Source organism: Mesorhizobium sp. WSM4846, from assembly GCF_055811415.1.
Genome location: NZ_JBVVPZ010000002.1, coordinates 14,293 through 38,218 on the forward strand (window position 1 = coordinate 14,293; position 23,926 = coordinate 38,218).

General features: G+C 62.1%; 27 protein-coding genes. 17 read left to right on the forward strand and 10 right to left on the reverse strand.

Annotated elements, in window-relative coordinates; all coding sequences use genetic code 11:
* Window position 1 precedes the first annotated feature (1 nt).
* The 16 genes from AC0L15_RS02390 to AC0L15_RS02465 all read left to right on the forward strand — a co-directional run bounded on the left by AC0L15_RS02390 (window position 2) and on the right by AC0L15_RS02465 (window position 14,822).
* Window positions 2-1,132 carry a CgeB family protein gene (locus tag AC0L15_RS02390; protein ID WP_287066494.1) on the forward strand — a complete coding sequence of 377 codons (1,131 nt, stop codon included), beginning with the start codon at window positions 2-4 and terminating at the stop codon, window positions 1,130-1,132.
* Window positions 1,129-2,223: a CgeB family protein gene (locus AC0L15_RS02395; protein ID WP_287066493.1), complete on the forward strand. Its 1,095-nt coding sequence runs from the start codon at window positions 1,129-1,131 to the stop codon at window positions 2,221-2,223. Before AC0L15_RS02390 ends, AC0L15_RS02395 begins: the two co-directional genes overlap by 4 nt.
* The gene (locus tag AC0L15_RS02400) at window positions 2,220-3,329 is read left to right on the forward strand and encodes a CgeB family protein (RefSeq protein WP_128180239.1); all 1,110 of its coding nucleotides are present in this window, start codon (window positions 2,220-2,222) and stop codon (window positions 3,327-3,329) included. Before AC0L15_RS02395 ends, AC0L15_RS02400 begins: the two co-directional genes overlap by 4 nt.
* A 23-nt stretch (window positions 3,330-3,352) precedes the next feature.
* Entirely contained in the window at window positions 3,353-4,399 is a 1,047-nt protein-coding gene (locus tag AC0L15_RS02405) for a UDP-glucuronic acid decarboxylase family protein (protein WP_287066492.1), read from the forward strand.
* A 107-nt stretch (window positions 4,400-4,506) separates the two neighbouring features.
* Window positions 4,507-4,725, forward strand: a complete 219-nt coding sequence (locus AC0L15_RS02410) for a hypothetical protein (RefSeq protein ID WP_287066491.1) — start codon at window positions 4,507-4,509, stop codon at window positions 4,723-4,725.
* Between the two features lie 161 nt (window positions 4,726-4,886).
* Window positions 4,887-5,990: an inositol-3-phosphate synthase gene (locus AC0L15_RS02415; protein WP_128180235.1), complete on the forward strand. Its 1,104-nt coding sequence runs from the start codon at window positions 4,887-4,889 to the stop codon at window positions 5,988-5,990.
* Window positions 5,987-6,583, forward strand: coding sequence for a histidine phosphatase family protein (locus tag AC0L15_RS02420; protein ID WP_473495861.1), 597 nt, complete (start codon window positions 5,987-5,989; stop codon window positions 6,581-6,583). The genes AC0L15_RS02415 and AC0L15_RS02420 overlap by 4 nt, the downstream gene beginning before the upstream one ends.
* A gap of 13 nt (window positions 6,584-6,596) precedes the next feature.
* Entirely contained in the window at window positions 6,597-7,712 is a 1,116-nt protein-coding gene (locus AC0L15_RS02425; protein WP_473495862.1) for a CgeB family protein, read from the forward strand.
* Window positions 7,712-8,518 (forward strand): sugar phosphate nucleotidyltransferase, encoded by an 807-nt coding sequence (locus AC0L15_RS02430; protein ID WP_027153514.1) that lies wholly within the window; start codon window positions 7,712-7,714, stop codon window positions 8,516-8,518. The genes AC0L15_RS02425 and AC0L15_RS02430 overlap by 1 nt, the downstream gene beginning before the upstream one ends.
* Window positions 8,519-8,520: 2 nt before the next feature.
* Complete coding sequence (locus AC0L15_RS02435) at window positions 8,521-9,282, forward strand: TIGR04290 family methyltransferase (RefSeq protein ID WP_027153515.1); 762 nt, start codon at window positions 8,521-8,523, stop codon at window positions 9,280-9,282.
* The gene (locus AC0L15_RS02440) at window positions 9,275-10,207 is read left to right on the forward strand and encodes a glycoside hydrolase 5 family protein (RefSeq protein ID WP_128245345.1); all 933 of its coding nucleotides are present in this window, start codon (window positions 9,275-9,277) and stop codon (window positions 10,205-10,207) included. The genes AC0L15_RS02435 and AC0L15_RS02440 overlap by 8 nt, the downstream gene beginning before the upstream one ends.
* Window positions 10,208-10,214: 7 nt before the next feature.
* A complete protein-coding gene (locus tag AC0L15_RS02445) occupies window positions 10,215-11,066 on the forward strand; it encodes a PIG-L deacetylase family protein (protein ID WP_128172222.1) in 852 nt (283 codons plus the stop codon).
* The gene (locus AC0L15_RS02450) at window positions 11,063-12,127 is read left to right on the forward strand and encodes a glycosyltransferase (protein WP_287066488.1); all 1,065 of its coding nucleotides are present in this window, start codon (window positions 11,063-11,065) and stop codon (window positions 12,125-12,127) included. The genes AC0L15_RS02445 and AC0L15_RS02450 overlap by 4 nt, the downstream gene beginning before the upstream one ends.
* A gap of 9 nt (window positions 12,128-12,136) precedes the next feature.
* Complete coding sequence (locus tag AC0L15_RS02455; RefSeq protein ID WP_287066487.1) at window positions 12,137-13,126, forward strand: GNAT family N-acetyltransferase; 990 nt, start codon at window positions 12,137-12,139, stop codon at window positions 13,124-13,126.
* On the forward strand, window positions 13,084-14,157 hold the full coding sequence (locus tag AC0L15_RS02460; RefSeq protein WP_473495863.1) for a class I SAM-dependent DNA methyltransferase: 1,074 nt from the start codon (window positions 13,084-13,086) through the stop codon (window positions 14,155-14,157). Before AC0L15_RS02455 ends, AC0L15_RS02460 begins: the two co-directional genes overlap by 43 nt.
* 482 nt (window positions 14,158-14,639) lie before the next feature.
* Entirely contained in the window at window positions 14,640-14,822 is a 183-nt protein-coding gene (locus AC0L15_RS02465) for a hypothetical protein (protein WP_023801247.1), read from the forward strand.
* Here the strand turns inward: AC0L15_RS02465 and AC0L15_RS02470 are convergent, their stop codons facing one another.
* From AC0L15_RS02470 to AC0L15_RS02505, 8 genes are all read right to left on the reverse strand, one after another.
* Entirely contained in the window at window positions 14,823-15,407 is a 585-nt protein-coding gene (locus AC0L15_RS02470; protein WP_473495864.1) for a sigma-70 family RNA polymerase sigma factor, read from the reverse strand. It lies immediately after the preceding gene.
* 121 nt (window positions 15,408-15,528) lie between these two features.
* Complete coding sequence (locus AC0L15_RS02475) at window positions 15,529-16,080, reverse strand: hypothetical protein (protein ID WP_287285454.1); 552 nt, start codon at window positions 16,078-16,080, stop codon at window positions 15,529-15,531.
* Between the two features lie 281 nt (window positions 16,081-16,361).
* The gene (locus tag AC0L15_RS02480) at window positions 16,362-16,889 is read right to left on the reverse strand and encodes a YciE/YciF ferroxidase family protein (RefSeq protein WP_473495865.1); all 528 of its coding nucleotides are present in this window, start codon (window positions 16,887-16,889) and stop codon (window positions 16,362-16,364) included.
* A gap of 188 nt (window positions 16,890-17,077) precedes the next feature.
* Window positions 17,078-17,251: a hypothetical protein gene (locus tag AC0L15_RS02485; protein WP_245268652.1), complete on the reverse strand. Its 174-nt coding sequence runs from the start codon at window positions 17,249-17,251 to the stop codon at window positions 17,078-17,080.
* A 118-nt stretch (window positions 17,252-17,369) separates the two neighbouring features.
* Complete coding sequence (locus AC0L15_RS02490; protein ID WP_473495866.1) at window positions 17,370-17,591, reverse strand: hypothetical protein; 222 nt, start codon at window positions 17,589-17,591, stop codon at window positions 17,370-17,372.
* A 50-nt stretch (window positions 17,592-17,641) separates the two neighbouring features.
* Entirely contained in the window at window positions 17,642-18,016 is a 375-nt protein-coding gene (locus AC0L15_RS02495; RefSeq protein ID WP_473495924.1) for a SpoIIAA family protein, read from the reverse strand.
* A gap of 55 nt (window positions 18,017-18,071) precedes the next feature.
* Window positions 18,072-19,226 carry a DUF3182 family protein gene (locus tag AC0L15_RS02500; protein WP_473495867.1) on the reverse strand — a complete coding sequence of 385 codons (1,155 nt, stop codon included), beginning with the start codon at window positions 19,224-19,226 and terminating at the stop codon, window positions 18,072-18,074.
* Between the two features lie 391 nt (window positions 19,227-19,617).
* Window positions 19,618-20,217: a metallophosphoesterase family protein gene (locus AC0L15_RS02505; RefSeq protein WP_473495868.1), complete on the reverse strand. Its 600-nt coding sequence runs from the start codon at window positions 20,215-20,217 to the stop codon at window positions 19,618-19,620.
* 244 nt (window positions 20,218-20,461) lie between these two features.
* Between AC0L15_RS02505 and AC0L15_RS02510 the strand changes: the two genes are divergently transcribed.
* Window positions 20,462-20,581 carry a DUF982 domain-containing protein gene (locus tag AC0L15_RS02510; RefSeq protein WP_473495925.1) on the forward strand — a complete coding sequence of 40 codons (120 nt, stop codon included), beginning with the start codon at window positions 20,462-20,464 and terminating at the stop codon, window positions 20,579-20,581.
* Between the two features lie 103 nt (window positions 20,582-20,684).
* Here the strand turns inward: AC0L15_RS02510 and AC0L15_RS02515 are convergent, their stop codons facing one another.
* Window positions 20,685-23,231 carry an NAD-dependent epimerase/dehydratase family protein gene (locus AC0L15_RS02515; protein ID WP_473495869.1) on the reverse strand — a complete coding sequence of 849 codons (2,547 nt, stop codon included), beginning with the start codon at window positions 23,229-23,231 and terminating at the stop codon, window positions 20,685-20,687.
* Window positions 23,232-23,536: 305 nt separating this feature from the next.
* Complete coding sequence (locus tag AC0L15_RS02520; protein ID WP_287244552.1) at window positions 23,537-23,857, reverse strand: hypothetical protein; 321 nt, start codon at window positions 23,855-23,857, stop codon at window positions 23,537-23,539.
* Window positions 23,858-23,926 lie beyond the last annotated feature (69 nt).

Consider the following 23,926-nt stretch of genomic DNA (forward strand, 5'->3'; position numbering starts at 1 on the left):
GATGCGGTTCCTGTTTTATACCCATTCGGTCGTTTCCGACTGGAACCACGGCAACGCACATTTCCTGCGCGGCATCATGCGGGAGTTTGTTGCACGCGGGCACCAGGCGATCGCGCTGGAGCCAGCAGACGGCTGGAGCCGTTCGAACCTGCTGGCAGAGAAAGGGCCCTACGCGGTCGAGCGCTTCAGAAAAGATTTTCCGGAGCTGATGTCGGTGACCTACGACGCGTCCTTCGACCATGAAGGCTGGATTGCCGACGCCGATGTGGTGATCGTCCACGAATGGACCGACCCGGACCTTGTCGCGCGCATCGGCAGGGCCAGGGCGAATGGAGGCGGTTTCACGCTTCTGTTCCATGACACCCACCATCGCGCCGTGTCGGCGACGCAGGCGATCTCGGCTCTGCGGCTGGAGGAATATGACGGCGTGCTGGCTTTCGGCGAGGCGTTGCGGCAAAGCTATTTGCGCGCCGGCTGGGGCAAACGTGCTTTCACCTGGCACGAGGCGGCGGATGAGCGCCTGTTCAGGCCGCACCCGGGGATCGACCCTACAGCCGACCTGATCTGGATCGGCAACTGGGGCGATGACGAGCGCAGTGCCGAAATCAAGGAATTCCTGATCGATCCAGTTGAAGAACTTGGCCTGCGTGGCACTGTTCATGGCGTGCGCTATCCACGCGAAGCGCTCGCCGATCTTGCCGCCGCCGGCCTGAGTTACGAAGGCTGGATTGCCAATGCCGACGTGACCAAGGCATTCGCGGCCCACCGCGTTACCGTCCACATCCCGCGGCGCCCATATCGGGAGACCCTGCCCGGCATCCCGACGATCCGCATGTTCGAGGCGCTCGCCTGTGGCATCCCGCTCGTTTCGGCGCCTTGGGCCGATGTCGAACAACTCTTCAGGCCAGGCATCGACTTTCTTTTCGCGCGCGACGGTTCCGAGATGTGCCGCCATCTTCGCGACGTGCTGGACGATGCTGACCTGGCCGCCTCTCTGGTGAGATCCGGCCTTGAAACCATCGGGAGGCGACACACTTGCCGGCACCGGGCGGACGAGCTGTTCGACGTGCTCGCCGAATGCGGCAACCGCCAAGCCATCGATCGCATCGCCAAAGAGGAGACAGTCGCATGAAGATTGCATTTTATGGATCGAGCCTGCTGTCGTCCTATTGGAACGGCGCGGCGACTTATTACCGCGGATTGCTGAAGGCTCTTTCTCAACTTGACTACGAGATCACGTTCTATGAACCGGACGTCTACGACCGGCAGAAGAACCGCGATATCGAGGCACCGGACTGGTGCAACGTCGTCATCTACGAGGCGACCCCGCATGCACTGATGCAGGTGGCAGCAAGCGCCGGCAAAGCCGACATCGTCGTCAAGGCGAGTGGAGTGGGCTTCGAGGACGAGGCGCTGCTGCGCGCCGTGCTCGACCACGCCCGGACGGATGCGCTGACAGTGTTCTGGGATGTCGACGCACCGGCCACTCTGGGCCAATTGCGCGACGAGCCGGATCACCCCCTGCACCGCGCGTTGCGGGAGATCGACCTTGTCCTCACCTATGGCGGCGGCGATCCGGTCGTCTGGGCCTATCGTGCGCTGGGGGCTGCCGAATGCGTGCCGATCTACAACGCGCTCGATCCCGAAACGCACCATCCGGTCGCGAAGGACAAGCGTTTCGCCTGCGACCTCGCCTTTCTCGGCAACCGCCTGCCGGACCGTGAAGCACGCGTCGAAGCCTTCTTCCTCGATCCGGCCAACCGTTCGGGCGATCAGCGTTTCCTGCTCGGCGGATCTGGTTGGGGTGACAAGCAGCTGCCGGCAAATGTCGCATGGCTCGGCCACGTCGGGACGCGGGACCACAATGCGTTCAACGTCACCCCCAAGGCGGTGCTGAACATCAGCCGCGACAGCATGGCCGCCAACGGCTTTTCGCCTGCCACGCGCGTCTTCGAGGCTGCCGGTGCCGGCGCATGCCTCATCACCGATGCCTGGCTCGGCGTCGAATTGTTCCTGGCCCCCGGGGAAGAGATCCTGGTGGCGCGCGATGGTAATGATGTCACTGAGATCTTGCGCACCCTCACCCCCCAGCGGGCAAGGGCGATCGGCGCATCTGCGCTTCGGCGTGTTCTCGCCGAGCATACCTATGCGTTAAGGGCCGCTGTCGCCGACGCTGTCTTCAGGCGTCATTTCGAGCGCCCCACCGTGGAGGCAGCGGAATGACCCAGCGGCTCGACATCGTCTTTCTTGGCCTGTCGTTGTCCTCTTCATGGGGAAACGGCCATGCCACGACCTTTAGGGGGTTGCTGAAGGGCCTGCACGAGCTCGGCCATCGCGTCACCTTCCTGGAGCGCGACGTGCCGTGGTATGCGAACCATCGCGATCTGCGCGACCCGGATTTCTGCACGTTGCGCTACTACGAAACGACGAACGATCTTCGTCGGACCTATGCCGGCTGTCTGCAACAGGCCGATGTCGTGGTGGTCGGGTCGTTCGTTCCGGAGGGGCGAGCCGTCATCGACATCGTCGCGTCCCTGTGCACGGGCCAGTTCTGCTTCTACGACATCGACACGCCGGTCACGCTGGCCAAGCTCGCCGCGGATGATTGCGATTACCTATGCCGGCGGCAGATCCCGTATTTCGACGTCTATTTCTCGTTCACCGGCGGGCCAACACTCGCCCGATTGGCGGCGGACTTCGGTGCACGGTGCGCCGAGCCGCTCTACTGCTCCGTCGACCCGGAGCGGCATCGCCGAACGGCCGATCCGATCCGCTGGGACCTTGGCTATCTCGGCACTTACAGCTCGGACCGGCAGGCGACGCTGGATGCTCTCCTGCTCGAACCGGCAAGACGCATGCCGGACCGTCGCTTCGTCGTGGCCGGCTCGCAATTCCCGTCCGAGACCGTCTGGCCAAGCAACGTCGATCGCATCGAGCACCTGCCGCCGGCGGACCACGCCTCGTTCTACAGCCGCCAGCGCTATACGTTGAACGTCACGCGCAGCTCAATGATAGCGGCTGGGTGGTCTCCCAGCGTACGCCTCTTCGAGGCGGCTGCCTGTGGCACAGCGATCATCAGCGATCGCTGGACCGGTCTGGACAGCTTCTTTCCGACAGCCACGATCAACACGGCGGGCCAAGCCGAAGACGTGATCGATATCCTGTCCAGCCAATCCGACCGCGTCAGGCTTGCTTTGGCCAAGCGAGCGTGTGCAACGATCCTGGCGGCACATACAAGCGCCGCGAGAGCCCGCGAATTCGTTTCGCTGCTGGCGCGGCCAAGATCGGCACGTCCAGCGCTCGATCTGAACATCGAAAGTGCAGCATGACTGGCAGATAGGAGAAAATAGAGATGCGGCAATCAAGAAGGACACAACGGACCAGAACGGCGCTTGTCGCCGGCGGCGCGGGTTTCCTCGGTTCGCATCTTTGCGAGACACTGCTTCAGGCCGGGTGCCGTGTGATCTGTGTCGACAATTTTCTTACCGGTCGGATGGAAAACATCGTCTCGATGCTCGACAGTCCTCGTTTCCGGCTGATCGAGCAGGATATTTGCCGACCATTGGACCTTGCTGAGCCGGTCGACCGCATTTTCAACCTGGCGTGCGCCGCATCGCCGCCGCGCTACCAGGCTGACCCGATTCACACCACGCGGACCTGCGTGATCGGAACCCTCAATCTGCTTGAGCTTGCCGCCCGAAACAATGCGCGCCTCCTGCAGGCATCGACAAGCGAAGTGTATGGCGATCCGGAACAGCACCCGCAAACGGAAGACTATGTAGGTCACGTGAACTGCACCGGTCCTCGTGCCTGCTATGACGAGGGCAAGCGAACCGCCGAAACCTTGTGCTTCGACTATTTGAGAACCGAAACGGCCGACATCCGGGTCGCGCGCATCTTCAACACCTATGGTCCGCGGATGGATCCCGCCGACGGCCGGATTGTCTCGAACCTGGTGATGCAGGCGCTCGAAAAGAGGCCACTGACGATTTTCGGCGACGGGCTGCAGACCAGGTCGTTCTGCTACGTCTCCGATCTGGTCGACGGTCTGGTCCGCCTCATGGATCTCGATCCCAATCCGCGCCAACCGGTCAATTTGGGCAATCCTGGGGAATTCACCGTTCTCCAACTGGCCGGATTGGTGAGAGATTTGACCCATAGCAACTCGGTCTTCAAATTCCTCCCACTGCCGCAAGACGACCCTCGCCGGCGGCAACCGGACATTTCCCGTGCAAAAGCCCTTCTCGACTGGTCGCCAAAGGTGCCGCTCAAGCAAGGCCTGATGCAAACGATCAGCTATTTTACGGAGCTCGAAGCCAGCCGCAACGAGGATCAAATTTCCCCAATTGCGACAAGCGTGAGGTCCGCTTCAGGCCGACTGCAAAACCTGCCGGCCTGAGGTCAGGGAGAGCTGCCGCCCGCGGGCATGTTCATGGTGAGACGGTGACCCTGCCAGCAGGCGCTTTCACTTTTTCTCATTATGGGAACATCCGGTCGAGCTCGCCGTTGGGCGAAGATATCGGCGTGGAGGACGGACCCATGCATCGAAAACGATCCGGCAAGGACATCGAGCAAATGGCCGAAAGGGAGACAGCTGCCTTTCTGAAACGTGCCTCGATCACCTACCTCGAATGCTGTGTGAGCCTGATGATGACGCACCTCGAGCTCGAGGAAGTGGCCACCATCCTGGAAAAAGAAGCGGATATGCTGCGCAGGCTCGACTGAGGCTTGCGGCGCTGAGGCGTGGATCGGCTCAGGCAGCGCAAACCAGCGCGCAGCTTTGATCCGAATAGAAGTTCGTGATTTTTCCAGGTCGCAAGGAACATTCCCGGCAGTCGACAGTTCGGCGCGAGGAACATACCTTCAACAGCGATGGCGGCAGTTTCGTGGGATCAAAAAAGGTACGGATTGGAATAGTCGGCGTCGGCAATTGCGCATCCTCCCTTGTCCAGGGCCTCTCATATTATCGGGACGCCAGAGGCAATGAGCCGATACCGGGCCTGATGCATGCTGATCTTGGCGGCTATCATGTCGCCGATATCGAGGTGGTTTGTGCTTTCGACGTCGCCAAGGGCAAAGTTGGGCGTGATGTGGCGGAAGCCATATACAATGCGCCCAACAATACCTTCCGCTTTGCCGATGTTGCGGCAACCGGCGTTCGCGTCGAGCGCGGACCGACACTTGACGGCATCGGCAAATATCTGCGCGATGAGATCGAGGAGGCAGAAGAACCGGTCGCGAATGTCAGCGCGCTGCTTCGGGAAAGCGGCGCCGACGTACTGGTCTCATATCTGCCGGTCGGCTCCGAAGAAGCCACGCGTTTTTATGCAGAGTGCGCGCTCGAGGCCGGCTGCGCCTTCGTCAACTGCATACCGGTCTTTATCGCATCGCGGCCGGAATGGCGCCGGCGCTTTGAGCAGCGCGGTCTGCCGCTGGTCGGCGACGATATCAAAAGCCAGGTCGGCGCGACGATCGTGCACCGGTTGCTCGCCAATCTGTTCCGCGAGCGCGGCGTCCGCATCGACCGCACCTACCAGCTGAATTTCGGCGGCAACACCGATTTCCTCAACATGCTGGAACGCGAGCGGCTGGAATCGAAGAAAATCTCCAAGACACAATCCGTAGCCAGCCAGTTCGACGTCCCCCTGGAGGCCGGCAACATCCATGTCGGCCCTAGCGACCATGTGCCCTGGCTTACCGATCGAAAATGGGCCTACATCCGCGTTGAAGGCACGACGTTCGGCGGCGTGCCGCTGAATGCAGAGCTCAAACTGGAAGTATGGGATTCGCCCAACTCGGCCGGAGTCGTTATCGACGCTGTCCGCTGCGCCAAACTGGCGCTTGACCGCGGCATCGCGGGGGCGCTGACCGGCCCTTGCAGCTATTTCATGAAGTCGCCGCCCGAGCAGTTCACCGATGCCGAGGCACGCCTGCGCACGCTGTCTTTCATAGCCGGAAGGGACGAGCCGATGCTCGATGCCGCGGAATGACGACGACGTTCTTCTTGATCCGCCATGCGGCGCACGACAATGTCGGCGACTATCTTGCCGGACGCATGGCTGGAGTTTGCCTCGGCGAAACCGGCAGGGCACAAGCCTCGCGCCTTGCCAGCCACATGGCGCCGCGGCCGCTGGCGGCCATCTGTTGCAGCCCGCGCGAACGAACACTGGAAACCGCAAAACCGATCGCAATCGCCTGCAATCGCGAGAAGATTACAATCCGCCAGGAACTCGATGAGATCGACTTCGGCGCGTGGTCGGGCAAGACCTTCGAAGAGTTGAGCCAGGACGCCGACTGGCTGACGTGGAACAGTCAACGCCAGCAGGCGAGGACGCCCAGCGGCGAGACAATGCTGGACGTCCAGCAACGTGTCGTCTCGCTGATGCAGCAGCTTCGCAAACGCTACCAGAACCAGTCCGTGGCACTGGTCAGCCATGCCGACGTGATCAAAGCCGCCGTCTGCAAGGTGCTCGGCTTGCCGCTGGGAGACTGTTTTCGCTTCGATATCGACCCCGCTTCGATCACCACGGTCGTGTCCGGTGACTGGGGCTCCAAGCTGATCCGACTGAACGAAGCCGCCTGACGAGGACTGCCGGATGCGCATGGTCATTTTCGGTCTCACCGTCACCTCCTCGTGGGGAAACGGACACGCGACGCTGTGGCGCGGGCTGATCCGTGCGCTCGGTCGCCTGGGCTGGTCGGTCAGCTTTTTCGAACGCAATACCCCGTACTATGCCGGCGCACGCGATCTTGACCATCTCGATGGCGGCAATGTCGTTCTCTATCCGGAGTGGGAGGACATTCGCCATGTCGCGGAACAGGCGATCGGGAAATCGGACGTCGTCATCGTCACGTCCTATTGTCCCGACGCCGTGGAAGCATCACGCCTGGCGCAGCAGGCCTGTCGCGGGCTGAAGGTCTTCTACGATCTCGACACCCCCGTCACACTCGCCCGGATCGAACAAGGTCTGCGACCGGCCTATTACGGGCCCCAAGGGCTGCGCGATTTCGACCTCGTCCTCAGTTATACCGGGGGAACCGCAATCGATGCGCTGAAAACGCTGCTGGGCGCCCGCCATGTCTTGCCTCTCTACGGCCATGTCGATCCCGAGCGACACCGACCGGCCGAGCCCCGGGCTGAATTCGCCGGGGATTTGTCCTATCTCGGAACTTATGCGGCCGATCGCCAGGCCGGCGTCGAAAAGCTGCTGGTCCGCACCGCAGCGCGCCTGCCGGACCGCCGTTTCGTCATCGGCGGCGCCCAATATCCGCATGAATTTCCGTGGGGCGAAAACATCTTCTTTGTCAGGCACCTTCCGCCTGCGGATCATCCGGCCTTCTTCTGCTCATCGCGCCTGACGCTGAACGTGACGCGCGAGGCGATGGCCAAGAGGGGCTGGTGTCCTTCGGGCAGGCTGTTCGAGGCGGCAGCCTGCGGCGCGGCGATCGTGAGCGACACCTGGCCCGGGCTGAGCAGTTTTTTCCAGCCCGGCAGCGAGATCATCCTGGCGGGCAGCACCGACGACGTGGTCGCGGCAGTCGGCTTGCCTGACAGCGAAGTCGACGCCATCCGGCGCCGGGCGCGCGAGCGGGTGCTGGACGAACACACCTCTGCGCAGCGCGCCAGGGAACTCGACCGCCTCCTGTCCGATTCATTGCCGGGCTTGGGACAGGGCTTGGCGGCGGGCGAGCCGTTGAAGGAAGCAATCTGATGTTGGGCATCGTGCCCGCCGCCGGCCGCGGCAGCCGCATTCAACCGCTCGGCTTCTCAAAGGAGCTCCTGCCGGTCGGCAGCCGCATCGACGGCCAGACCGAGCGTCCTTGCGCGGTGAGCGAGTATCTGGTGCGTCGCATGGTGCGCAACGGTGTCGACAAGATCTGCTTCGTCATCGGATCGGGAAAATCAGACATTCTCGAATACTACGCCGCCGGCTACGGCGACGCCGCCGCATTGTTTGTCGTGCAGCCCAACCCCGTCGGTCTTTGCGACGCGATCTTCCGCGCCGCGCCGCTGGTCGCGCCGGACGAGACGGTTCTGGTCGGCCTGCCCGACACGATCTGGTTTCCGGAAGATGGCTTTTGCCGCCTGCCGGACGACCGGCTGTCGTTTTTGCTCTTCCCGGTGGATCACCCGGAACTCTTCGATGCCGTCGTTCTCGACGGGGATGACCGGGTGAAGGAGATCCAGGTCAAGCAACAAGGCGCTGCATCGAACTGGATCTGGGGGGCGTTCAAGATGCCGGGCCGCATACTTCACCAGCTTGCCGCGCTTTGGCGCGAGCGGGATCAAAGCGACGAATATGTCGGCACCCTTATCAACGCCTATCTGGCGGCCGGCGGTGAGGCTTGCGGCGTCAAGGCAGGCACCGCCTATGTCGACGTCGGCACGTTCAACGGCTACCGCACCGCACTTCGGCTGCTCGAGAACAACGACACTACGTTGGAGGACACGAAAAACCTCATGTTCGTGCTGCCGGGGCAAGCGCAGATACCAAGCCATCCAGGCGAAGGAGGCTAGCCATGCTGCATTCGAACGCCGAAATCCGCCGCCGCATCGATGCCCTTGGCCCGTGGTTCCACAACATGGAACTGGCGGGCGTCGAAACCGCCCCCGACCATTTCCTCGGCAATTATCCGCTGATCAAATGGCGCAAGTTCGCCGACGCCATTCCTGCCGATCTGTCCGGCAAGGCCGTGCTCGACATAGGCTGCAACGCCGGCTTCTACTCGATCGAAATGAAGCGACGCGGCGCCGGCCGCGTCCTCGGCATCGACTTCGATGAAGCCTATCTGGCGCAGGCGCGCTTCGCCGCCGAAATCGCTGACTGCGACATCGAATTCCAGCAGCTTTCGGTCTACGACGTTGGCGCCCTGCGGGAGAAATTCGACATCGTCCTGTTCATGGGCGTGCTTTATCACCTGCGCCACCCGCTGCTCGCTCTCGATCTGATCCGGGAGCACGTTGCCGGCGACCTGATGATCTTCCAGTCCATGCAGCGCGGCAGCATCGAACTGCCTGCACTCGATGAGAATTATCCTTTCTGGACCCACGATCTGTTCGACCGGCCGGAGTTTCCGAAGCTGCATTTCGTCGAGCATCGCTATGCCGACGACCCGACCAACTGGTGGATTCCCAATCGCGCCTGCACAGAGGCGATGCTGCGCAGCGCCGGCTTCGAGATCGTGCTGCACCCGGAGCAAGAGGTTTATTTCTGCCGCGCCGCCGGTGAGCCGGCCTGCGGCGGCGCCGTCTACCCGTCGAAAGGACCACTTCATGATTGAAGCCGCGATGATCTGGAACGAGCCGAACAACAAATCCCATTGGGATCCCGAACTCGACCCCGACTGGAGCCGCTTCGCCAACATGGCAATACTGGCCGCCGATGCGATCGCATCGGCAAACCCGGCCGTGACCAGGATACTGGGCGGCATTTCGCCGATCGATGCCGATTTCATGGCGCTCATGAAGCAATACGGGGTGCTCGATCATGTCGATGCCGTCGGTGTGCATGGTTTCCCACTCGACTGGAATCTCTGGCAGATTCAGGAATGGCCGCAGAAGATCGGCGAGATTTCGACCGTTACCGATCTTCCCGTATGGGTCAGCGAAGTTGGCGTGTCGAGCTTCGGGGCGGAGGAGGTGCAGCTCTGGGGTTTGCGTCGGAGCGCCGAACTGCTGCTCGGCAATGCCTCGCGCGTGCAATGGTACAGCCTCTACGATCTTCCGCGCGAATGGGGGGCAACGACGCGTCATCGCGAGGCCGAAGGCTCCTCCTACTATCGCCACTTCTACATGGGCCTGCTCCGCGAAGATGGCACGCCCAAACCCGCGCTCGAAGAATTCCTGCGTTACTTACCCGGGATGGGGCTGGTGCAATGGTTCCACTTTGAAGATCCCCGGCTGGACGACGCCGTCGCCTGGATGAAACGGCTGGGCGTCACCAATCTGCGCACCGGGCTTTCCTGGGCCGACAGTTTCAGGCCGAATGCGCTGGATTGGTACGACCGGCAGATGGAAGCACTTGCCGATTTCGACGTGACCATCACCTTCTGCTTCACGCCGGAGCACCGCGGAGTGATGCCGCATCACACCAGTCCGCCGCTGGTGCCGGAGGAATTTGCGGAGTTTTGCGCGACGATGACCCGCCGCTATGCTCCCGCCATCGCTGCCTCGCCCGTCAGAGCGGTGCGGGCTTCGGCAGCATGAGTGTGTCATGCAACACGCAGCTGACAGATCCGGACCGCTTGCCGAATTCGCGGCCTTGTTGCTAGGTGCTGCTCCGCACCGCTCAGACGGTGCTGAGATCATGATCGTTGTCGCGCATCCGGACGACGAAACCATCGGCATCGGCGGGCATCTTGCCGGCTTGCGCGGATCTCGCATCGTTCATGTCACCGATGGCGCGCCGCGAGATCTTGAAGACGCGCGAGCATACGGCTTCGAGACGTGGCAGGACTATGCCGAGGCCCGCCATCGGGAGTTGGAGGCGGTGCTGGCCGCAGCGGGATTGCCATCGACGGCCCTGATCAGCCTCGGTTATCCCGACAAGCAGGCCGCCGGAAATCTTGGCTCGCTCGCACGGGAACTGACCGGCCTTTTGGCCGAGCGCGATGTCAGCTTCGTCTGCACGCATCCTTATGAAGGTGGTCACCCCGATCATGACGCGACCGCCTTTGCCGTCCATGCGGCCTGCCATTTGCTGCGCCGCGACGGACGCCAGGCACCGGCCATCGTCGAAATGGCGTTCTATTCGGCCGGGCCTGAGGGTGCGGTCCTTCAGGATTTCAACAGTCATTCCGGCAGCGAGCGCATCGAATTGCACCTTACGGAAGCGGCTTTCGAACGGAAGCAGTGCATGCTGGCCTGCCACCGGACACAGCAACGGACGCTGGCGCCGTTCACGGCGCGCATCGAACGTTTCCGGGTGGCGCCTGCCTATGATTTCCTGGCGCTGCCGAACAGCGGCAGGCTTTATTACGAGGCGCTGCCGCTCGGCTTCGAGCCGGCGGTTTGGCTTCACGCCGCGGCCGCTGCGCATGAGGAGCTTGGGCTCGACCGGCCATGACCCTCACCGTCCTGAACGTCGCCTACCCTCTCGCGCCAGTCGGCCCGGATGCGGTTGGCGGTGCCGAGCAGGTGCTGTCAATGCTCGACCAGGCACTCGTGCGCGCGGGACACGCTTCCATCGTGATCGGTTGCCAAGGCTCGAAAGCGGCGGGCGTGCTCATCGAGACGCCTGCTGAACCAGGTGTGCTCGACGATGCGGCGAAGAAACGGGCACAGCGCTCTCACCGCACCGCGATAGAAGTCGCACGCGCCCGTTGGCCGATCGACGTGGTTCATCTGCACGGCATCGATTTTGATGCCTATCTGCCTGATGATGGCCCGACCCTGGTAAGCCTGCACCTGCCGCTCGACTGGTATCCCGCCGATGCCTTGCGCACGGTCCGCGACGATCTATGGCTTCACGCCGTCTCGATGGCCCAACAGAGGACCGCGCCGCCGGGTGCCAGGCTGCTGGCACCCATTCCAAACGGCGTGGATATCGATGCGCTGAGCGGTCGGCAGTTCAAGCGCAACTTCGCGCTGGTGCTCAGCCGCATTTGCCCGGAAAAGGGCATCCACCTGGCACTGGACGCGGCCAAACATGCTGGCGTGCGGCTGATCATCGGCGGCAAGGTCTACCCTTACGAAACGCACACGCTGTACTTTCGTGACGAAGTCCAGCCGCGCCTCGACCAGCGCCGCCGCTTCCTCGGTCCGCTCGGCTTCGTCGCGAAGCGGCACTTTCTCAACGCCGCCCGCTGCCTGGTCATTCCCAGCCTTGCCGCGGAAACCAGCTCGCTTGTCGCGATGGAGGCTCTCGCCTGCGGCACGCCGGTCGTCGCCTTTCCAAACGGTGCGCTGCCGGATGTGGTCGAACACGGCAAGACGGGCTTTCTGGTCAACGACATCCATGAGATGGCGGAGGCCATCGTCGCAGCCTCCGGCCTGAATGCCGAGACATGCCGGGCCGAGGCGCGGCGGCGCTTTTCGCTCGACCAAATGATTTCGTCTTACATGGACGCCTACCAGGCGCTGGCAGGGCTTGGTGCCGGCCGCAGGCGCCTGGCGGCGGTGCAGTGAGCGGCTTTCATGCTCCGCTCCGAGATCATCGACGATCCGGCCGCCTTTGAGGCGCTGGCGCCGCGCTGGCGGGAGCTGTGGGCGCACAGCCGGACAGCGACGCCGTTCCAAAGCCCCGCCTGGCTGGTGCCGTGGTGGCGCGCATTCGCGCCCGGAGAGCTGGCGACGATCGCCGTCTGGCGAGGCGACGATCTGGTGGGATTGGCACCGCTTTACCTGGAACACGCAACTTGCGGGTCGAGACTGCTTCCGGTTGGGATTTCGTTGAGCGACTACCTGGATGTCCTGTGTTGCCCCGGCATCGAAGCGGCTGTCGCCGCCGTCATCGCCGACCGGGTTCTGGCGATCAATTGGTCGCAATGGATCTTACCGGACCTGCCGGCCGGTGCTGCCGGTCTCACTATCGCGCACCCTGCGCTGGAGGCGGATCAACTCGTCGACCACGCCGCTTGTCCCGTGCTGCCGATCGCTGGCGACGATGCGCTCGCGGTCTGCATTCCGGCGCGGCGAAGACGCCAGTTGCGCCGCGCGCACAATGCCGCACGCCGGCGCGGCTGCGTCTCCATCATACCGGCGCAGGCCGATCTCAAAGCGTTTTTCGATCACCTGATCCGCCTTCACGGCGCGCGTTGGGCCGGGCGCGGCGACGGCGTCCTGGCCGATCCGGCTGCAGAAGAATTCCATCGGCAGGCGCTTCCCATGCTTGCCGCACAGGGTCTTGTCCGATGCTGGCTTGTTGCCATCGACGATGCGGTCGTCGGCGCCTATTACGGATTTCATCATCGCCACCGCGCCTACGCCTACCTTGGCGGTTTTGATCCGGCCTATGCCGAGGAAAGTCCCGGCGCAATCCTGATCGGTCACGCGATTGCCGAAGCGGCTCGTGAAGGGGCGCGGGAGTTCGATTTTCTGCGCGGCCAGGAGAGCTACAAGTATGGCTGGGGGGCCGTCGACCAATGGACAATGCGAAAGGTCTGGACGCGGAGCATGGCTCGATGAGCGCCACCGGACGAAAGCCATCGCCCCAGGCGGCATCGACCGCAAAAATGCTGATCGAGGAGTGCATGGCCGACGGCGCCTGCGTCGACGCCATCATTGCCAGACTGGCGCTGCGCTTCGAGACCGGGGTCGATGCCGCAGAATTGGCCGATGTGGCGCTGGAGATGCGTTCAGCCGACCTGCGAAAACGCGACAGACTGGAGCGGATCGCCGATCTGCTTCGTCACAGGCCTGACATCTTCACCACGCTGCGCGAAACAGGTGCCGCCGTCCGCCACGAACGCGATGAATGGGAAACTGACGCCGCGGTCGTCAGGCGGCTGGCCGCCGGCTTTGATGCCGCGGCGACGATTTCCCAGGCGGCGAGCGTTCAACTGTCGTCGCTGGGAGACGAGGAGAAACTCACCGCCGCCACCGACGAGATCGTCGCATGGTTGCAGCGGCAAGGCTTCACCGGCCCCGACCAGGACATACTAGACATTGGTTGTGGCATCGGCCGCTTAGAAAGCGCGCTCTCGGATGCCGCGCACCGGATCGTCGGCATCGACATATCCCTGGAGATGATTTCGGTCGCTCGTCGGCGATGTGCCGGGCTGCGCAATGTGGATCTGCGGCCGACCTTTGGTCTCGATCTCGCCGATTTTACCAACGCAAGCTTCGATTGCGTGCTGGCTGTCGACAGCTTCCCCTACCTGGTGCTGGCTGGCCTGGCGGAGCGGTATTTCGAGGAAATTGCGCGTGTTCTGAAACCGTCAGGCGTGGCAGCACTTCTGAATTACTCCTATCGCGGATCGACGGCGCTGGATCGTGCCGATGTTCACCGCCTCGCCGAAGCCCATGGCATGCAGGTCGTGGCTGACGGCGCGAAGCCGTTCCGGCTGTGGGACGGCAATGCCTTTCTTCTTGCGGCATCCGAGGGAACATTACGGCGCAATGATTGTTCGGGCGTCAAAGAGACGAGGGCGTCAAAGAGACACGCGCACCAAACAGACAGGGTACCTGTGAGTGCCGACAATCCGAAGGAGGACTAGAAGGCATCCGGCGGCAAGATAGACATCACCTCTGCCGTCAAGATAAAGGCTCCGGCGGCCGGCGCGATGACCGATTTGGCCAAGGACAAGGTCAAGGAAACGCGGCTTTGCTTTGTCCAGCAGAGCCTGGGAAGCAGCACACCGAGCAAGCCGGCTCGATGGCAATCGGATCAACTCCGATCAGTATCACGCCGCAGATCGTCTCTCCCAAGACTGACTGCTGCAACCGCAAACGCCAATCATGACCAGTGGCCAGTCGAGGTCACGAGAGTCGAAATGTCGAGCGCACCCGGCAACAGCGCCGGGAGGACCCGAGGGGAAAGCATAGGCTTCCCCGACGAGACCGGCAGCTTCGATACACAATGCTGTGCAAGGGACGGGCTGTGCAAGGGACGGCGCTGACTGTGAGGCCGCGCGAATCCTTGCAAACTCTGATTGCCGTCACCACACTGGTGAAGGGACTGATTCGTTAAGAGAACACTATGTCTCGCTCGAGCGACGATAGCATCAGCCCGAAACTCCGGCTGGCAATAGACCGGAAGATTGCATCTCTGCTGACTGCTATCGAGCAGGAAAAGGTCCCCGACCAGCTGACCGACCTTGCGGTTCAATTGCAGAATGCGCTTGTCGAGAAGCGTCGATGCAAAGCAAAGAAACAGGACTAGCTATCGGCGCCTGTCGACTGCGACGTTTCCCTGTGTTGCTGACAGGTGATTGCGTCGTTCCACCAATGTCTGCAAGGAACTTTCGCCGAGGTATTCCAGCACGCTGGCACGCGCTCGGTTAAGGCGGCTTTTCACCGTTCCAACCGCGCAACCGCATATTTCGGCAGTTTCTTCATAGCTGACGCCAAGGACCCCGATCAGCATCAGGACCTCGCGCTGATGCTCCGGCAACCTCTGGACCGCGTTGGAGACTTCCTTGCTCTGAACGGACCACTCCTGCGTCGCTTCCGTAATCGGGATTGCGGAGGCGCAGTCAAGCAGGCCCGGCTTTTCCCTGTCGGCGGCCTTGATGCGCGTATAATAGCTATTGCGCATGATGGTGAAGAGCCATGACTTCATACGCGTTCCGGGCTCGAACTTGTCGATGTTGGCGAGCCCTTTTGTCAATGTCTCCTGGACCAGGTCGTCGGCATCGTCGGGAACCCGGCAGAAGGTGCGGGCGAAGGCGCGCAAGGCAGGTATCAGGTCAACGATGGAAACGTCATCCGTTTCCTGGTTGGCCAACGGGTAGCCCCTGGAGGACAATGGTCCAGCTCCCAGCAAGAGAGAGTTGATGAACGCAGACCTAGCTAAATGCATGAAGGTTTGGATCGTTCCGGACATCGAAATAAGGTGCTGGAAAATCTCGGATTGGGCGGGCGGCCGTCTATGACCGGTCGTTGTTCTTGGCCGCCTCTTCCCGCTGCTTTTTCAGGACTTCGTCAGTCCCGACCAGCTTTTTCGCCCCGCCGGATATCGCTGTTGACACCACCGCCGGCGGGTCGCTCGCGGGAAAAGAATCCTCAAGCCCGGCCTGCAACTGGTCTTCCAGGGTCTTCGGCTCTTCCGACCGACCAGGCGTCCTTCGGGCTTCTGCTCCCTCCAGCGGCTGTTTCATGTCAGGCGAACTACTGACCTCGCGAACGCAGGCGTAAAGCTGTTCGATGGCAAATTCCTTCATTGTCTCGAAATCGGCCCTCTCATCGCGCATTGCCTCGATCTTATTGACCATGGTCTTCTCGAACCGCTCAAGGCTATCGCGTCCGCAAGCCTGGCAAAGACGCAACAATGCTTCTTGGAGCATTTTCGGACCAAAATAAGCAGACGCCTCGAGCTTGAGCCGCTGCAGATGCTCTGGAGTCACCGCCTGAAGTTTTGACATATGCAGTCCCTTTCGCCTGCCGAGCATATCAACGGCGTTGGTCGGCAGATGTTCCAATCACCCGCGACCGGGCTCGCTAAACGGGTCGCTCGGCCACTCAACGCCATGCCGAACGCCAACGCCAATGCCAACGACAGCGGGCTCTCTCACCTGACATCTGCGCAATGTCTTTGAACCCATTGGTCTTCTTGAAGATTCCGGTTCAAGCTAATTCAAGCCTGGCAATGGCCAGTCGGCCACGCCGGTTCAAGAATCCCGGACGGCAAGGCACTACCTGCATCTTGCGAGCGGAGCCTGGCGATCTTCGCCTGGGCTCCGCAAGCCTGTCACCACAGGAATCAGGCGGCGGCTTGGAGGGCACGTTGGTTGACACCACCCTCGCCTAACCCGGTCAGCGCTTCGTCTGTCGCGACCTCTTCCTTGAGCGTTGCCTTGAGAAGGGCGGCGACATCGGCCTTTCCCATCTGTTCCGCCCAGGCGACAAGAGTGCCGTACCGGGCGATCTCGTAATGTTCGACGGCTTGCGCCGCTGCGACCAGTCCGGCATCGAGCGCAGGAGCACCGTCATAGTCTTCGAGGATCTCGGAGCCTTCTTCAATGATGCCGTCGATCGCCGGGCAGGTCTTGCCGCGTGCCGCCTTGCCAAATTTCTCGAACACCTCCTCGAGCCGTTCGACGTGAACTTCCGTCTCCATGCGATGTTTTTCGAAGGCAGCAGTCACTTTTTCCGACTCCGCGCTTTTGGCCATCTTCGGCAGCGCCCTCAGTATTTTCTTTTCGGCGTAGTAAAGATCTTTCAGCCCGTCGAGGAACAGGTCCTCAAGGCCCTTGGTTGTCGCTTTCGCAGCTTTTTTCGCAGTTGCCATGGTCGTCTCCCGCTGAGGTTTGGAGCTAGCCTCCCTAACTGGGAAGGCGACCGATAACCCCGCCGGCCGGCAACAAGTTCCCTGATGATTTGAGCCGCTGGAAATTTTTCGCCTCAGGCCGCGCAGGTGCTGCAAGGCTTACGCTGGCGAGACGGCGGTGCGAGCAAATGGCTTCGCCAGCAATCGGCTCAATCGATCCGCTTGATACGGCCCTTGTCGAGACGGAACACTCCATCCTGGCCGCCCTGCCTCTCAAAATCGGTAAGCAGATCGTCCCAGGTCCCGAGGAATTCGCCACAGTCGTCGCAAAAGATCCGGTCGTCAGGACCGGCGTCGGCCGGAATCCTCAGCCTTATCGTCAAGCAATAAGGGCATTCCAACTGGTGGTTAAGATACTGTGTGGTCATCGACGACAGCAAGAATGCACTGGAAACGTCGCCCCTGCAACCTGCTCGCGCCGGGGCAGGACGCTTGCATTGATTATATGCCGTCTTTGGTCGGAGGCCAGCCAGACTGGGCAGTCGGCGGAATGTTGTCGGAAGTCACCTCACCCCGCTTGAGTTTTCGAATGGCCTCACTGGCTTCGAGTTCATCGAGGCCGGAAAGCGGCATGCCGTCAACCACGACGGCTTCCTCGCTCTCGTCGTCATAGACTTCCCACAGGCCGTCCGAATTCTGTCGTTTGTTGTAGATGGTTGGCATGGCCGCTCCCCTCGATACCGCTATTGAACGCGTGCTACCCACTCCAGAGCCTAGGTCTTTTCGTCCGCCGGGAACACCCGCGCCTCAATCTGCGGGAACAGTGCGCCCGTCATTTCGGTAGCTGCCTTGATCCACTGTTTTTCGGACACCACTGCGGCACGCTGGAAGCGGTGAAGTTCGCCAAGTTTGCTCAAGCCGTACTGCAGATCGCGGCGCAACGCGTCGCCCGTCATGTCCTCCAGATTGGTAAGGTCGGCCAGGATGCCGATCTCTTCATGTTCGCTCAGTTTCTCTTCGATGGTCGGGATGATCTTGTCGTAGTCCTCCGCGGTCACGGTACCGGCAACGCGAAATGCGGCGACATTCTCAGGAGCAGAAATAACCTCGATCACTTTTTCCTCCTTCGGATTGGTTTTCGGGATCATGCCGAACAACTCAAGCCGCCGACGGATGTTCCCTGGTCCTAAGCGTTTTTAGACACTAACCCACCGCTTTCCTTGGCGGCTCCCGGGACGCATTCGTGACGACGGTATAGCGCGTGATCGGACCCTCATCGGGGTCTTCTCCCTGAAAGTGAACGTCAGCGTTGTCAGGCAACCGGCTGGTATTGCCGAACGTCTTGACCGCGGACGCACGCACCAGTTGGATGTCCGGGTCCTGCTTCATGATCTTTATTGCCGCAAGCTCGGCCGTGCTGCTGCCGCCAATGCGCCAGCTGGCCTCGAGCACACCGGATCGCCAGATACCCGACGAATCGACACCCTGGCCGATATCGTAGTTGCGCCGCGAGGCGAAAAATCCAGCACACTCAGCCATCGCCGCGTCATAGGCTCTCGCCTGCGCAATTGCCGAAGCCAGTGCGCGGCGAAGCTGAAGGTCTTCGAGAGCTTCCCATCCGCCGCGCACGACAATGAGGTCCGACCCGCCATAAACGGATTGTCCCGCATTATCGGTCGTCGTCGTTTGAGTGCCGTAGTAGGCGACCATGATTTCGTCGATCTCGGTTCTGCCAACACTCAAAGTGACGACGTCACGAAGGTCAGCTTCGAGCACCAGACCGTACTCGTCCAAGTCGGGGGAGCGGTATCGCTCGAGCAGTCTCTCGACGTCAGCGACCGTGCGAACGATGTGCTGGTCCTGGCCTCGCGAGGCAAGCGGTGGCTTGAGCCGGGCCAGCCCATGCCTCAGCAGGCGTTGCGCTGCTCGCAGCGCATCGTGCCGCGAAAACACGGTGTAGCCAGGCAATACTGCGGCGGCGACAGTTCTGCCGAAGCCGGTTGACCATTCCTTCGGTCGCTCGGCCAGGTCGTCGACCAGTTCGTGGGTTATCGCCTTGGTGGTCGCGAATCGCCAAGGCACCACGCCGCCGAAGAGGTCTTGCGGCCCGTTGATACCCAGCCGTGCCGCATCGCTGGCAAGCAAGCTGTCGTCCGGCACGAAGTACAAGCGCCCGCCATTGCCGCTGCTGTGGCCTAGACCCTGCCGGAAGGCAAACCCCTTGAGGGTGGCAATGGTGCGGGAGACGGCAGCTATGGCTTCCCGCTCGTGAGCGTAGAGAGGCTCGCAGCCCGGCGCGGAGAATGCGATCACGGTGCCTTTTGGCTGGCTCGGCTGAGTGCCTCTGTGCTCGGTCATATCGGTCGTTCCGGTGCTTCCTCGTTATGGCCATTGGGCGCCGATGTTGCGGTCCTACGCGCCCTTCCCCGGGAGAACGCAGCAGATGGCAGAACGTTCAGCCCGGATTGGCAGGCTCGCCGCGCGGGCGCAGACGCTGGTATCCAGCCGTGACCTTGGAGCGCGCTGCGGTGCAGAACCTTTGATCGCCGAGGGATAGCGCCCCCTCTGTCCTGCCGGACATCTCCCCCACACCGGCCCCACACGGGGGAGATCGGCAGCTTCGCGGACAGCGTCCCTTTTTTGCACGGTTGGTAGTTGGCGAAATCAGTGATGAAGGCCAATCTCCCCCCTCGTGGGGGAGATGTCCGGCAGGACAGAGGGGGGCGCGAAGGATCGCTACGGAGCGCTTTTATTCTGACCCGCTGCATTCTTCGGCTGGCGTCACGGAATGGATCCCAGGGTCTGCGCGCGTCGCTTCGCTCCTTGCTCCGCCCTGGGATGACGAAGTGGAGGGGTGCCGCCGTCGGCTTGCAAGGATGGCGGAAAGGGTGACCGGGCGGAAATCCCAGCTGTCGACGCCGGCGTCGTACTGGCGTGTAACCGGGCTCAGCCTGCCGTGGGAATGGCCATGCAGATTGATCGATTTCTTGCCGATCTGATTCCAGGTGCGAAAAGGATAGTGGCAAAGGATCAGCAACCTGCCGTCTATCGTCAGTTCCTTGTAATGCTGTGTGCTGGCCCAACCCGCAGCCTCTATGGTCGCCGCGCCATCATTGTTGCCGATAATAAGATTCTTCTCGCCATGAAGAGACGACAGCAGCGATGCAACGAATTCGGCCGATCCTTTGGCAAAGTCGCCGAGATGCCAGATCTGGTCATTCGGGCTGACCGTTTCGTTCCAGAGCGAAATCAGCGCTCGATCGTGTTCGGCCAGCGAGCCGAACGGGCGGCGATCGATGCGCAGAATGCGGGGATCGCTGAAATGTGTGTCGGCCGTGAAATAGATCATGGTCGTTCACAGCCTTTGCGGACGTTGTCCGAACCCCGCCTTCCCGCAATTAACATTTGAGGTGGCCAACAAGATCAGACGCGGCTAACATACTCCTCGCTTTGGAGAGTGTCGTGCGCACGAGACGTTTCAGAAGCCAATTGTCGTTCAACCCGGTCGGATCGATCGTGACAGGGTTGTCTTGTCTGTCTCCGATGCGGCTGAAGTGCTGCTGAAGGACTAGCCGACAGCGTCCAAGACGCGACTGGCTGCAATCGCAGCCTGCCTTGCTGTTATCCGCGGCGAAAAGCCGCCAAGGGTTGCACGCCAGGCGTTCATCGTCGCGGCCAAGGACGCGAGGATCCTGCTCGGCGAACAAATCTAGCCCCGTCAGGCAGAGCCTTGTCAGGCCATTCGATCTCTTCCTTGACCTGCTCCTGCAGATCGTCACGCGCGCTTCGCCTTGCCAGGCGCTGAGGTCGAGTTGCTCAGACAATCGCTCGATCCCAACCGCCATAGTGCTGGTCGCTGCGCGTGCCGCGCGGCAGGCTGAGCACGATCAGCGCCAGACCGATCGCAACGTCCGCCACCATCGCCGGGGTTTCACCGCCGGCAAGCACGAAGGGGGACACCGCGACCCATGCGCCAAGCACGACATTGAGGAAGCGCAGCGGCCGGACCACTTCGGCCATGGCCGTGACTGCGACCATGATAATGAGACAGCCGACGACGTGATCGCTGAAGTAAAGCGGTGGCTGCGTGCCGAAGATCAATGGCGTGGTCATCAGCAAGGCGCCGAGCAGCGTGCTTGCTGCCAGCGTCCACGGGAAGTTGACGCCGCCGGTGACAAATTCTTTCAGCACCTCGAAAACCGGACGGTCGAGGTCGGCGCCGGGCGTCTGGTTCTCCGACAGCGCCGGTCCGCCCATCCAGAAGGTACGCCAGAACGGCTCGCCTGCCCTCGTCGCGCCCCAGAGATACTGGATGGTCGCCAGCACCTCGTCGACGGAGTAAGGGATCAGCACCACCGTGACGGCGGCCTGGAGAATGCAGAGCGTGCACAGCGCGCCAATCAGCGGTGGCTGGATGATGATGAAGGACACACTGACCACGCCAAGCGGAACGATCAGTAGGCCGAACAGGAACACCATCCACGGCATGGTGCGCCAGCGCCGTCGGTCGCCGATCGCGCCGGCGAGTATATCGAGGCAATAGGCGAAGGCGCCGAGCCCGGCATCGGCGATTGGAAAACCCTTTGAGACCCATGACGTCACCACCGCCTCGCTGCCGTTGCGCACCGGCGCGCCGCCGGGGCCGAAGAACGGATCCCACAGCCCATCCGCGTGGCCCATCTGGAAGGCGGCGAGATAGCGCGAGACGAACAGGCCGACGAAGGCCAGCGCCACGATCGGTATCCGCTGCGTGAAGGTCGATGGCGAATAGGTCCAGCCCAGCGGAATGTCGTCGTCGGCCGCCAGCGCGCGGCGGCTGATGCCAGGGGTCGGCGGGATCATCACCGCAAAGGCGACGATCAGCATGCCGACGAGCGTGTCGATGGCATAGGCGGCGGCGCTGGTCGTCCAGAACAGCAACGGCGCCAGCATCACCCCAACGCCGAGCGACGCCGTGATCCACTGCACCCAGCGCCAGCGTCGGGACATGCCGATCAACGCAAAGGCCGTCACCAGCAGGCCGGAAACGATCTCGCTGACGCCGAGGCCTGCGTTGCGCAATTGCGGCTCCGCGACAGCGTGCCCCAGAGCGGGTGGCATTGCGGCTGTGACGGGATCGAACAGGCCAACTGTCATCGGCGAGGTGACCAGCCACAGTCCGAGCGCAGCGTTGGTCATCGGCGCCCAGAGTGTCCTCGACCGATGCCGTGTCATCGCCGCTTCGACGTCTTCCTTGCTTCGCTCGAGCGGTCCCTTGAGGCGCCTTTCGGCCTGCTCGATCTCGGGGTCCGAAGCCGCGACAACGGGCGGATCGAGCTTGTTGGCCGCATACCAGTCCGTGGGGTCCTGTTTCAGCCGGCGGATCATCTCCGGCAATGTGTCCAGCAGATTGTGTCTGGGCGCCCAGCCCAGCAGGGTTTTGGCCCGCGCGATGTCGATCTCGTAATGATCGTCCGAGTTCTCGATCATCCACGGTTTGATGTCGGTGTCTTGGTCGAGCACCTCCGTCTGCACCCACGCGCCGAGCTTCGTCAGTTGCTTCGGCAGCGCCAGGGTGCGCCAGTCCTCGCCATGGATAAGCCGGCCGATGCGCTTCTGCATCTCCTCGTATGACGGTGTGTCTTCTTCGCCGATCAGAAGCACGGTCTCGGCCGGAAGTTCGGCGCGCCGGTCGACGGTGCGCACCACTGCATCGACGAGATCGTCCTTGTGCAGATAGGGCTGGCCGGCGGTGATATCGCCGGCGAACAGATAAGCGGTCGGCAAGCGCTCGAAGATGCGGGCGATCTGCTGGGCAATGAACGCCGCCCGGCAGTTCTCGTCATAGACGCCGGCGAGCCGCAGGATCACCGTCTTGATCTGGCCGCGCTCCCTCGAAATCAGCGCCTCGGTTTCGGCCTTCGATCTTGGATAGGCCCAGGCCGGGTCGAGCGGCGAGTCCTCATTGATTTTCGCGCCTTTCCCCGGGCTTGGCGCATGGACGAGAAGCGTGCTGGAGAACACGAACTGCTCGGTCTCGACCGCCGCCAGCGCCTTCAGCAGCCGGCGCGTGCCCTGCACGGTGACGGCGTCATATCTGGGGTTGTCCTCGCCGGTCGTGTCGTAATAGGCAGCAAGATGGACGACCGAAGCGATGCGGCCGCCGCTGCGCTCGCGTGCCGCCTGCACAGCCTTGCTCACGCCCCCATCGGAGGTGAGATCGATCTCGATCGTCTCCATGCCGGCCGGGGCATGCTTCGGTTTTGCAACGTCGAGGCCGATGACTTGGTAGCGGTCGATCAAGCCTCGCGCGATCGCCTGCCCCAGGAAGCCGCTGCTGCCGGTGATAAGAACCGTCGGAAGGGTCGTGCCGTTACTCGCCACAGCTCAGGCCCGTTCGCCAAGCCGTCTGCACTTCAACCCGGCAACCTGCCGGTCCGGATCCCGGTTAGCCGTGGTCTCGTTCAGCCGGATGTGGGCGATCTGCAATGTCTTGTCGAAGCTCATCATTGCCTCAAAGCAAGCGCCCCCGCCCCTGAGTTAACACCGGCATGCCGGAAATGTTTCCGGAGTCAGCCCGAAAATATGGCTTTCCCGTCCGGAGTGGATCTGTGCCGCCCCGCCCCTCAGAGCGTCACGACTGTGCAGAACCTTTGATGGCTCCGCCATCAGGCCGGCGGCAGCCACCGTCAGTCAAGGACCATCCCCTGTCCAGAGGAACTGCCGCCGCTTGTGGGCGGCTTGTCTGTGTTCCATTCCGCCTGGCGTGCCCGCGCTTCCTCGAAGATCAGCTTGAACTCCCGCATCATCGCGCTCTCAATGGCGAATGCACGGCTTGGCACGGCGCCGGGGTCTTCCTGATTGTTCTGGAATTGAAAGCGGGCTTCCAGTTCGGCCCATATTCGCTCGGAGGTCTTGTCGGGGCCGGCAAGCAGCGCGACGACCAGCGCCAGAGTCTCTCGCTGGGCATTGAGCCGACCCTCGATCTCTTCATTCGTCAACTCGGACATGTGGAATCGCTTCCGGTTTCAGGCGAAACGGCAAAATCGCATCCTTGTTCCGGAATTCAGCTCGTCGGC